The organism is Rosettibacter firmus, assembly GCF_036860695.1.
Taxonomy (GTDB): domain Bacteria; phylum Bacteroidota; class Ignavibacteria; order Ignavibacteriales; family Melioribacteraceae; genus Rosettibacter; species Rosettibacter firmus.
This window is the reverse complement of the sequence record NZ_JAYKGJ010000002.1, coordinates 247,248-260,327: the sequence shown is the minus strand read 5'-3', so window position 1 is coordinate 260,327 and position 13,080 is coordinate 247,248. Positions and strand designations below refer to the sequence as shown.

General features: G+C 31.3%; 5 protein-coding genes. All 5 read right to left on the bottom strand.

What is annotated here, in order from left to right; translation table 11 throughout:
* Positions 1-40: 40 nt before the first annotated feature.
* Positions 41-3,403: an exo-rhamnogalacturonan lyase family protein gene (locus tag VJY38_RS07985; RefSeq protein ID WP_353680162.1), complete on the bottom strand. Its 3,363-nt coding sequence runs from the start codon at positions 3,401-3,403 to the stop codon at positions 41-43.
* 84 nt (positions 3,404-3,487) lie between these two features.
* Positions 3,488-5,593 (bottom strand): T9SS type A sorting domain-containing protein, encoded by a 2,106-nt coding sequence (locus VJY38_RS07980; RefSeq protein ID WP_353680161.1) that lies wholly within the window; start codon positions 5,591-5,593, stop codon positions 3,488-3,490.
* Positions 5,594-5,791: 198 nt separating this feature from the next.
* A complete protein-coding gene (locus VJY38_RS07975; RefSeq protein WP_353680160.1) occupies positions 5,792-8,695 on the bottom strand; it encodes an exo-beta-1,4-galactosidase in 2,904 nt (967 codons plus the stop codon).
* 126 nt (positions 8,696-8,821) lie between these two features.
* Positions 8,822-11,731, bottom strand: coding sequence for a glycosyl hydrolase (locus VJY38_RS07970; RefSeq protein WP_353680159.1), 2,910 nt, complete (start codon positions 11,729-11,731; stop codon positions 8,822-8,824).
* A gap of 32 nt (positions 11,732-11,763) precedes the next feature.
* A complete protein-coding gene (locus tag VJY38_RS07965; protein ID WP_353680158.1) occupies positions 11,764-13,053 on the bottom strand; it encodes an oligogalacturonate lyase family protein in 1,290 nt (429 codons plus the stop codon).
* Positions 13,054-13,080: the final 27 nt, after the last annotated feature.

Below are 13,080 nucleotides of genomic sequence, written 5' to 3'. Positions count from 1 at the left end.
TTTCCTTGAATTAAACTAATCAGGAATTATCATCAAATATTTACTTAAGTCGATATACCTTAAAATTGTCAATCACTTGATGTGATTTCACAGTTCTAAAACCAAAATAACCTTCGGTTAGTGGATCGCTGTCTGTAAAAGTAAAATATTCTTTGCCATCAACAAATAATTTTGTTGTATTGTTATAAACAACTATTTGAATGAAATATGTTTTGTTAGGTTGTAATAGATGTTCTTTATCCTGAAAATCGATTAACAAAGTGCGTTCACCATTTCCCTGATATTTTCTAAAACGTGTGGTAGTATTATTATTTCCACCTATACCAGCATAATAAAGTCTAAGAGAATCATACTCAGAAAAACTTCCTTTTCGTGTAAATAAATTTTCATTACGTGGATCAGTAGCCATCCAGAATTGATTAAGGTCAGACAATCGATCGTTGTAACCATTATTTACAATAACTTTTCGAGTATATTCAATCAAGATATTACCAGATAATTTTTTATTGAACCAGACAGTCGTTCCATGTTCAACATCAATAACCAGTTCACCATTTTTTATTTCAACTTTAGAGTGTGGAGAACTTTTAGTTTCTATAATCCAATTACTCAAATCTTTATCAAAATTATCTTCGTAAAGTAATTCACTTTTTTCATATTGATTAACAGAATTCTTAGTTTGAATTTTATCATCAGGTAAAGGAATATTTTCAGGAATATCATCACCAATCATATCAAGTAATTCAATTGCATTTAAACACCATTGTGCAGTATTATTGGTGGATATCCATTTAATTTCATAAAGTGGTTGTAAGGTTTGAATCTCATCAAATTTTTCCATTTCAAAATTTGTTTGGAATCGTGATCCAGAGTTAAAAAATTCTTTCCATGCTCTTTCAGCATAAGATTTATCTCCTGTAACTTTTGCATAATAGGCAGGTAATCTTGCATACCATGAACCTGGTTTACCCAATTCAGCTTCAACACCAAATTCTTTTTGAATTTCTTCTTTTGGTGCTGCATATAATTTACAGAATTGAAGCCATAGTTTATTCCACTTTTCATTTTTTAGTAAATGAGTTAATTCAAAAGCAACTTCGGGACCTCCCATTAACACTGAAAGATGAGCTGAACCAATTGAATTATCATTCAAGCGATATAATTTGTAAGTCTTGGGATCATAACCGAATGCAGCATCTTTACCAGAAAAAAATCCATAAGGCATTTCATACAAACTATTCACACCAATTAAAATTCTATCACGATAACGAGTATCATTTGTTCGCTCCCATTCAGTCATCCAGTTCCCAACAAGTGCAAGCCAATCTGGTCCAACTCGTGCATGAGTTGGATATTTACTTTTTTCAAGTATCATACGTAATGGATCATACTTACCTATAGCTTCGTTTGCAGCTTCAACAACTTCGTGCATTAAATCTCCTGTTCGTTCATCTGTAGTTAAGTAATAGTAGAAACGTTTAAGAGCTGCTTGAGAAATACGAACTTCTTTTGCACCGCATCCCCAATGAATCACATTGTGTCGTGAACCGAGACCTTTAAAATCACCAAGATGATAAACATCTACTTCACTATTATGACGTGTCATAGCTTCTGCCATTCTAAATATATCCTGTCGACCTGTTCGTAAATAACTATACCATAACCACATATTAGGCATAAGTTCAGTATTATCCCACGCATAGCCACCTATATCATATTTCCATGTGTGTCTCTTAGCATCATAGCTATGTTGTATATCGCCATAATTCCAGAAGCCATACCAGTGACGTTGTTCTACTTCCAGTTTATAATATTCAAAAGCTTTTTCGAGTTGATCTTCTAACCAGCTTTTTATTTTTGAACTACGATCAGGTAAACTCCATATGCCGAATACTGGAATATTATGCATATATTCTGGAGAAACAGTAAGTAAAGGTGGATTATTTCCTTTTAAAGCAATTTTATTCAATATTTCATAAGAAGGAACATTCAAAGATGCGTATAGTAATAATTCAGAAGTGCGTGCAACACCAGTTGCTGTACTGAATCCAGGTTGAACATCTTCGTAACTTGCAATTAAATTATGTCCCCATGCAAGAGTATCATAATGTCTCATATCCATTTTTTCAGCATCGGGAGACCAGAGCCATACTTTCAATTGTGCAGTATCTTTTTTAATATTCGAAATTTCTAAAGCTGAAGGGAAAGACTGCCAGAAATCACGAAGACAAATAGCCAATCCACCAGATACATCTCCAACAAAAGCCAAACCTGTTGATCGTTTACCGTAACCAGCATCAATCCATGCACTTTTATCATTTGTTCTTTTTAATATTCTGAATCCATCTGCATTCAGTTGAATTAATTTAAAATCGTTCCAGCTTGCCCAGTTATTAATTAAAAATTGTTGTCTTTCAGAAAAAGTTTTGATTTCGGCAATGCGTTCTCCAGTTAACTGAATTGAATAAATACTATCATTTCTATCAAGTGGAAATCGACCTGTTAAAGGTTGACATGGTTCAGCCCATAGCCTTCCATCGTCTCCAGAAAAACGAATATGACGATTATATAATTGTTCATTTAGTGGGACATTAAAAACTAATCCCAAACCACGAATAAAATCATATTGTTGATTACCATCATAAATAAATGTATGAATAATCCTGATCGTTTGTAATCCTGCATAAAAATAGAGTCGAACAATAAAAGATAACCAGCGTCTATTTCCAGATTCTGATACATGTTTGCCTTCAATTTTGATTACTGATCTTACTGGCCCATTTTGTTCAACTGTTACTTTTTCAATTTCTCCAATAAATTTTTCTTTTGAAGGTTGCGTACCAATTTCTGAATCGTCTCCATTCTGCAAAATGCACACTAAACTTCCACCCGATGAAATTATGTTACCATCGATTTTAATAAAATCAAAAAGATTATAACCATTTTTTGGAATACTACATTCCAGAATTCCAGTATTAATAAGAATATTTTTATCAGTTTCTTTTATCTCAATCTTTTTATTTAAAGAAATATTGTTCGACTTTTTTATAATACTTAATTCAAATTCTTTATCAGAATTACCATCAACAACTGTACTCAGTCCAATCCATTTTATAGAGCCATCTGGCCAATATGCTAATGGCCATGATTGTAAAGGAAGAATTTCTCCTCTGGAATTTTTTAGTTGAAACTGATTAATTGTTTTAATCTTTCCTTCTGGGAGAGGTACACCCCAGCTAATTCCAGAAGGTAATGATGGGGGCGTACCTCCCAGCCAGGATAATTTAATCGGTTTGAGATCCTGTGCAGATACAGTATTACAAAATAAAATTATATTCAAACTAAAAATTGAAATCAAAGTATACCAGATTTGATTTACAAGATTAAGCACAGATCGTTTCATAATCTTTTATCTCTCTGAAAAGTTTCTGTGAAATTAATATTCAGTATTACTTAATTACTTACAGCATTTTATCTATAATGATAATCATTTGATTAACATTAGCTTTTTAACTTTTACAAAATTACCAGCTTCAATTTTATAGAAATAAACACCAGAAGTAAGATTCGAAGCATTGAATGTTACTTTATGATAACCAGCATTCAGGTTTTTATCTAATAGTGTAGTAACCAATCTCCCAAGAATATCATAAACAGAAATTTTTACATTGCTTTTCTCAGGTAATCCAAATTCAATAGTTGTAGTGGGATTGAAAGGATTAGGATAATTTTGCAATAAAACATATTTAGACGGAATATTATTTTTAGCATCTGACACAGAAACTGGTTCTTCAACTTTACCTAATTGAACCATACGAGCAACTTCGTTCAGATAAATACGTTTAGACTCCTGAGTGAAATTATAATAGTTTACTGGACTTCCCAGTGTTGCATTAGCATGATCATTCCCATTTCCTATTAAAGTACGATAACCTGCTGGTCGATCAATAGAACCATTATAAAATTCTTTCCAGGGCTCCCATCTTACAAATAAAACATTCAAACTATTAACTTCGCGTGCCAGCACAACACCATTACCACCATCAGTTGTTCCCATAAAATCATAAGGAGTAGTACACCAATTAATTGTACTATCAACACCAATGTTAACGCCTGTGAAAACTGGATCATCAGGTAATTCAATTTTTGCTTTTATAATTTCACCACCTGTATCATAAGAAGTTGTTGTACCTGTAGGTAACCAGTTTAATCTATTGTTACGAGCTGCCCATAGTTGAAGTAGCAATAAAGGAGATCTAATATTGTTCCATGCTACTTTATGTGTACCACCAAAATCGCCACTAAAACCTGAACGTCCAATTATTACCAGATCTGCTGAATTCAAACTATCAATAAAACTCTGCTGTGCCGTTTCAAGTGAAGTATGATATAAAGTATAAACTTCATAACCTTCAGCTATTAAATCATCAATAAATGGTTTGTCTAAATGTTCACCTGTAGCAGGATCAACTTTACCAGGTAAGCTAACAAATGCTATAACTTTAGGTTTCCATTCTTTATTTACATTAGGATCGAAATTAGGATTCGGTGTAATAATGATATGGTCTAAAAGTGCATTTGGCTCACGTCCAAAGAAATCAATTGAATGGACACCAGGTGTATCAATTTCAAAGGTTGCAGTTCCTTTATGCCATGACCATACACCACGTGGTTGTCCTGAAACCTGTCCTACAACTTTACCATCAATTCCAAAGAAATATGAATCGCTGTTTCCATCAGGGAAAAATACATTTGCCCACAAATAGTGAGTTCCTGTTTTAACAAAATCTACAATATATGATAGCTTAATATTTACTGTTTCTGCATTTGTAATATTCCCATCACCTTTTGCCATTCTTGCTTTCATATAACCCTGTCCAATAAAGCCTGCAACTGAATCTTCCATTGTAAAAGTATCACCAGTCTTAATACCCAGACCTGGACGATAGAAATCATATTTTTCTGCTGGCATTATTACTAAACCAAGTGTATCAGATTTTTGTGTGAAACTTGGTAATCCCCAGCTTTCCCATTCTTTATTTACATTTGGATCAAAAGTAGCACTTGCAGTAATAATAATGTGATCTAAAAGTGCATTAGGTTCACGACCAAAGAAATCAAGAGAATGAACACCTGTTGAATCAATATGAATGGTTTTATCTCCTTTATGCCATGACCATACACCACGTGGTTGTCCAGCAACCTGTCCAACTACTTTTCCATCGGTACCAAAGAAGTATGAATCACTTTTATCATTCGGGAAATATACAAATGCCCATATATAATAAACTCCTGTATCAACAAACTCTACATTATAAGAAAGTTTAATATTAATGGTCTCTGCATTTGTTATACTACCATCTCCTTTTGCCATATTGGCTCTCATATAGCCTTTCCCAATAAAGCCTGCAATAGAATCTTCCATTGTAAAAGTATCGCCAGTTTTTGATTCTAATCCAGGACGATATGCATGATATTTTTCTGCTGGGATTACTACTAATTTTAGTGAATCATACTTTTGCGGATATTGGGCTAATAAATTGTAAAAAGATAATACTAAAATTAAAATGAAAAAGTGAAATCTTGATTTCATACTCCCCTCCATTTTTTATTGAATAAAAATTAGAAATGAATTAAAAATTGTCAGGATTAGATTCTTAGATTTAATTGCCCTAAGGGAAAAAGATGATAAATAATTTTTTGTCTTTCTGGAAATGAAAAATACTTTATAGTTGCAGATAAATTTAAGCTACTATTCTTTTTGAGATATTAAAATTTGTTATTCACTTTTTTATTTAATATTTGGTTTTAAATCATCTGTACTTTGTTTTGTATAAAAATTTATTGCAGGTGGTCTTTCTTTCTTTTCAAAGAGTTCTTCGATAATAGAATAATCAACTTTATATTCAGGATTGAATTTATCTGATAACATATATTGCGTGATACTATATAATAATTGTTTTGCTACAGGTCTTTCTTCATTATTTTGAAGATCTGAACTACAAACTATAATTTTACCATTCAATACTTTTGCTTCGAATAAAACTGCAAGACGGCGATTTAGAAACCATGTATCAATTGGCTGGATAAGTGGTTTAAATTCGGGCGGGAAGAGTTCAAGATTCATAACCTGCTGTCGATTCAATATTTCCCACCATTGTAAATTGCTATGAAATTCTGTAGGGAAATAATTAAAAATTGGATGTTCTGGATTACATAAAATTCCTAATGTATGTGGTGGTCTCATCTTAAACCAGGATGTATTCCAGAATACAGGATTTAAATATTGAACTACATCTTTTCCATTTTCAACAATACCCGCAGCATTTAGAAAAACTTTACCACCATTTTCTAATATAGATTTTGTTTTATCATCAAGTTTATTTGTAAAATAAATATCACCATAATTAATATTAAGATCTGCAGGATAAACCCAGAACTCCCATTGATTTTTAAAATTAGCAACAGATACAATAAGATTTAGTTTTATTGCATTTCTGAATTGAGAAAGCGGGAAATTAATTTCACCTAAAGGGATACAATTGCCAATAGGTATATCTTTTACTATAAAAGAACCTTTTGCAATTATATTATTTTTAGAATCAGTTATTTCCCATTCAGGTATAACTTTATAAAGTGGTTGTTTCCCAAAATGAAAGATTTCAATATCAGCATGAAAAGTTTCGTTATTTTTAAAAACAAATTTTGGTAAACGAGCTAATGGGACAGTCTCACCAAAAAATTGTCTAAACTCATTTGCAGTTACATATCCTTTTTCATCCCAGAAAGCATCAAGTACACCAACAAGAGCAGTCCCCTGTCCTGGATAATCATTAAGACTTAGAAGTTGAATACCAGCTAATCCTTTTGTACGCAGTGCAGCTTCAATTTCAGATTTATAACATAAAACCTGTAATTTACCTGAAGCCATTAAAAAGTCTTCTGCCTGGTCTCCCATATTATTTTTTTCTAATTCTTCTTTGAACAATTCAAAATTTTTAGCTTTGTAAAGACCAGTATATTTTTTTATTTCTTTAAAATTTGGGAAGACACAATGTTGCCCCATTTCATGAACAACGTATGGGGCAGTATATTTTTCAATTCTATCGTAGTAATCAAAAATACTCTGAGGCCGCTTATCCCAGGGTAAGCCACGAGGTTCTGATCGAACAATAAATTGACTTTCGGGTACCAATGGCCAGCTTCTACCAATCGAAGCACTTGTATAAACTCTTCGATTATCTTTAGCTTTCCAGTAATTAACAAATTCGGTAAGATATTTAACCTGATTCTTACCTGCTGGCTCGTTACCGTATGCCATCATGCAAAAGGATGGATGATTACCATAAGCATCAACAATACGATTCATTTCATCAAAAAGATATTGATCTACAGGTAATCCATCACCAAGAGTTACTCCATGATTTGCCCAGCTTGGTCCCTCAACTTGTAGATAAAAGCCCAATTTATCGGCTGCCTGGAAAGCGGCCTCTGGAGGACACCATGAGTGAAAACGCATATGATTCAATCCATAATTTTTACATATCTTGAATATTCTTTCCCAAGATTCTACATCCGTAGGAGGATAACCAGTTAATGGGAAAACACAATTTTCAACTGTCCCTCTTAAAAATACTTGACGATTATTTACTTCAAAACGAGTTCCATTAATTGTAAACGAACGCATCCCAAATTGTACTTCACGTTTATCAATATTTCCTGATTCATCATTTAAAATAGCAGTCAACTTATAAAGTGCAGGATTAAATTCATCCCATAGTTGAACTTCTTCTCCCATTGGATAATTAATTTCAAAAGAAGATTTACCAGCTTTAAATTTTATTTCTTCAATATACGGTTCAACTTTATGAACTTTATCTGAATTAAATGATTCTGCTTCAACTTTTAATCTGATAGTTTTATTTTCTTCTGTAATATTATTAACTACAAATACTATTCGAACTGATTTATTATTTATATCTGGATAAAGTTTTATGTCATCAAAATTTACTGGAGAAGTTGCTCTCAGGTAAAGATCGCCTACAATACCATTCCAATTTCCTTGTGTTTGATCTGTAATGCTGTGCGAATCCGGACCAACATTAATTTCCTTTATGCGATTATCTACTCTTATTGTAATTGTATGTTTCCCAGGTTTTAAAATTTTTGATAAATCATATCGATGCGGTGTTGAAAGACTATTTTGCATTCCAATTTTAATGGAATCAATCCATACCGTTGTTTCCCAGTGTGGACGTTCAAGGAATAATTCAATCTTTCTTCCTTCCCAATTACCGGGAATTTCAATTTCCTTTTGATACCAGGCAACTCCAATATAATGTTTATTTGGTGTAAGCCAGAATGGAAATTTTAAATTATCTTTTTGCCTGTACTTTGCCATATCAGGTCGAAAGAACCATGAGCTATCGTAAATACTTCCAGTCCATTTAGTATCAAGAGATGGATCATATCCTTTATTGTTATCTAACATAGAACCTGGTAATCTTACAACATCATTTAATTTTGATATATACCATTTTTGTTCTACTCCTTTATCATCAGGATCAATTTGAAATAACCATTTTCCCTTTAATGAAATTTTATTCTCACTAATTTTTTGTGGAAAGCTTTCAAATGAAAAAACTAATAATAACAGAAAGACTATAATTGATTTGTTAACTATACAAACTTTCATATGACCACCTTAATTAAAAATTTATTCTTAATTAAATTTTATATCAGTTTCAGGAATAACTTATTGAAAATATTTTTTTGGTGTGAAGAAATGAGTTGTGAATTTATAATGATTATATAAAATTATTTAATCTAAAAATTGTAATCCAATTAGCTTAACAGGACCCAACAATCCCGAGTCAAGTGGTTCCCAATTCTTCGCAGTAAAAAGACCATTTTCATCAAGATTTTTTCTTTCTTTAGCAGCAAAATTGATATTATAAAATTTTTTATAGTTAGTACCATTTTTATCCATATAAATAATTCTATTTGCCATCAAATTAGTTACATGTATTTCAAGTACATTATTCTCTTTCAAATTTTCTTTTTGAATAATTAATTGATACTTCGGTCCAATCAATGTTCCTAATTTTTCACCATTTAAATAGACTACAGCCGATTCACATACTTTACCAAGATCTAACATAAAGGCATCTGCAGTAAAATCAGGTTTACGAAAAATTGTTTTATAGCTCGCAGTTCCAGAAAACCATTTTAAATCTTCTGAATGTTTTGTCCAGGATTCCAGATTTTTAGTTGAATATGAATCTGGTAAAGTTGGACCACCTTTCAAAAATTTAATTTCCCATTCATTGTCGAAATTCATAACATTATCAGTTTCTTTATAGAATCTATATCTTTCAACATTTTGTTTAGATGAATACCATTGCAAAATTAAAGTTTCTCCTTTGCTTAATTTCACAAAAACTTCTGCATATCCATCTTTAAGATTTCTTATATCTGCTCTTCCAACCTGATTATTCATTGGATCAAACCACAATGCATCATTTCCGGTTGAACGTACTTTAATCCATTGTTCAATATCTTTATCACTCCAGTTAGTAAAAAAATAGCAGATCCCTTCTTTGCGATTTACTCTATTAAACCAGATTCCGTTTTCAGTGATTGTTTCAGGCATTATGCCTGCAATGTTTAAGATTGTTTCAACATCTTCTCCTTTTATTAATTTCCCTTTACCAAGATTACATATTTCATAATTAGCAAATGAAACAAACTTTATTTCACTTTTTAATTTTTGATATTGCTTTTGTCGATTTTCTAAATTAAATAGACCCGGTACATCGTAAGGAAAATTTTTATGAAATATTATTGTTGCTCCTTCTTTAGCCAGTTCTAAAATTTTTTGAAATGTTTCAAGTGGAATATAATTGCATTCAGGTATTACTAATGTTTTATATTCAGAATAATTGTTTGATATAATATTTTTATTTTTTACTGATAATTGTTGAATTTGCTTATCCGAAATGAAATCAAATAAATATCCTTCATTTAAAAACTTATTACTAATGAATTTTAAATCTTCAGGCAATTCATCATTATTAGTTCCAAAATGTTTAAGCATGATACTATTTCTATTAGACCAGATATCATAAATCGGGTAATACAATAAAATATCATTTGCTGGTTTTGAATTTTGTAAGAAAGATTGGCATTTGGTTACATAAGAATTAAGAGCTTTAAGATCTTCCCACCATGTATTTGTAGGTGCAAAGTGAACTGAAGCATAAAATAGACGACCTGGCCATTCTTCATTAAAAGGTGAATAAGGTGTACCATGATAGACAAGATGATTAACACCATTTGCAAAGTATCTATCAAAATTTTTTTTAACTTCTGAAAGTGTTGAAAGAAAATGTTCATTAAGCCATGTCGCAGCTTCTGCAGAAATTAATTGTTTACCAGAAACATTTGCGGCAGAAGTTGCTAATTTAATTCGAGTTATTGAAGTTCCTTCTGTTTCTGGAATATCACTTGCAGCATATAAATCAAGAATATTTGCGGGTGAACCATGAGCCTGATTTCGAATTAATGCATTATACTTGCGTGCCCACTTTTTCCAGACCAATGTAAATCTATTCAGTAATAAATCAGAAATTGTTTCTCTATAATCACATATTACTCTATTGCAAATTTCTTCTTTATCATCTCCAAGTAATGCAGGTAAATAATTTTTTAAATCATATTTTCTATATCTTTTGAATTCTTCAAATAGTAATGGAGTCCAATCTGCCTGTCCCTGTGCGTCATCAACTTCATATGAATCGTTGAAAAATGCTCTTATTCCATTTAAATGAAATTTAGATACATTTTTATCAAAGTGTTTTAGATAATTTTTAAGTGCACTTTCTGAAAAATGATCAATAACATTACCTTCGCCACCTCTGCTTGCCCGTTCAACCATTTTACCGTGCCATCCAATAAAGATTGCATAAAGTTTCCAGTTTCCATATGGTGCAATCCAATTTAATTGACCATCTTTATCTACATTTTTAGTAAGATCAATTTTATCTCCTTTTTCATTATAAGCCATAAGTAATTGAAGTGGTAATTCTCTTTCAAAGCGAATCTGATCTAAAGCTAATTCCTGTAAATTAGTATTGCTACTGATAGGATATTTAACTTCTGAAATATCAACTTTACGATTTACTGCTCTTACAAGTGGTGGTTCGATAAACTTTATTTTTTCATTTAATTTTTCGCCAGTTTTTAATGTATAAACTTTATATCTCAAATTTTTGCAAGCATCATTGTCTGAAACCCATGGACCTCCAAATGGCCAGCCTGATGCATTAGCCACATCAATTCCCAAACCTATCTGTTTTCCTAAATCTAAAGTATATTCAAGAATATTCATCCACTCTGGTGATTGAAATTTTATATCTTCTTTTTCATGACCTTTCACTCCATATATTGCAGTAATTTCAACTCCACCAAATCCAGCATTTTTAAGTTCCTGCATATTTAGTTTCAAATCTTCTTTACTCACAGCACTACCATGCCACCACCATCTTGTCCATGGACGAGTAACATTATTAACAGAAGGCCATAAAGTCTTCAGATCTTTAGAGTAATTCTCTGAAAAAGTAAAAGCTAAAACAAGAATTATTAAATTAAATAACCATCTTGATATTACAGGCATAACATTGAATAATTGAAAATTATTTCTTGTTAAGTGTAATGTGAAATTTTCTCTCATAAAAATTTTTATATGTAGATTAAATCCCAGAATTAATTTTTATACTTTTTTATTTCAACAGCGTAAATATCTGGATGACCTTCGAAGTTTGCTCTAAATATTACAAACTTACCATCTGGTGAGAAATGAACATTGGGTTCTAATTTATAATCATGATGTTTCATATTTACCAATTTTTCTGATCTTAAACTATCGCCAACTGGTTTATAAAGATAAATCCACATACCATTTTTAGCTTTTGCCACCTGTCCAGAATCTCCTCCATCTCCAGCAAATAATTTTTGATCGGGAGAAATATTAAAATGAATTGACCATTCATCTCTTTTTAAACCATATTTAATGCTTTTATCACTCTTAATATTTACTGATGCAAGATAAAATGTTTCACCTCTCGGTATTTGTAAATCATACCATATATTTTCACCATCTGGACTAAAAAATTCATGTCCAGCTATTTCTCTTTCGATAGTCCTTTTGTGCATTAATTTGGGTTTAGCATCATTTATGTTCATCAACCAAATTCTATCAACTTTATGCCATGGACCTTCGTGACAGAACATCAATAATTCTGGATCGACAGGAGAAAATTGTATGTGATTAAGCCATGCATTTTCTGTATATATTTTTTTGAATTCACCAGTTTTAATATTAATCGTAAAAAGTGTGCGTGGTAATTTTGCTTCGAATATACGTTCAAAATAATCAGCTTTATTCGAATATTTATTTAATATTTCAAGTTCATCTTTTGTTATTAAAGCACCAGCTAATAGAGTTTCATCAGCATTTAATGTAGATATAGTTCCAACTATGCCTTTCGGGAAAACATAAATTAACTTTGTAATGTGATCTTCAATCCCTGTAGAAAAAACACTATCACCACATTGATAAAAAACTCTTCTAATTTTTTTACCAACTATTTCTCCTCTTACATTATTCTTAAACGTAAGTTGTTCAATCTCTCTTGTTTTAAGGTCTATTGAAAATAATTGATAGTTATTATTTACTTTTCTATAAAAAATCATTTTATCGTTGTTTTTCCCATCAGAAGGGACAAAAGGATTATTATGAAAATAAAAACTTCTATTATCTCCATTACCTGGAATAAGACGAATAACTCTATGACCAGTAACATTATCAATCCATACGTCTGGCATTGGTTTTAAAGAACCTGTTTCCAAGAATTGAATTTTTCTTCCATAATCTTCTTTGCAGGATATACTACCAAATAAAAGCAGAAGAAAAATTAAATTTCTGTAACTTAGAGTTAATTGAAAGTGAATTAATTTTCTCAAAATTAAATTAGAAATCTTTTGTTTACTCATTACATTAATTATATGCTATGTTTCATT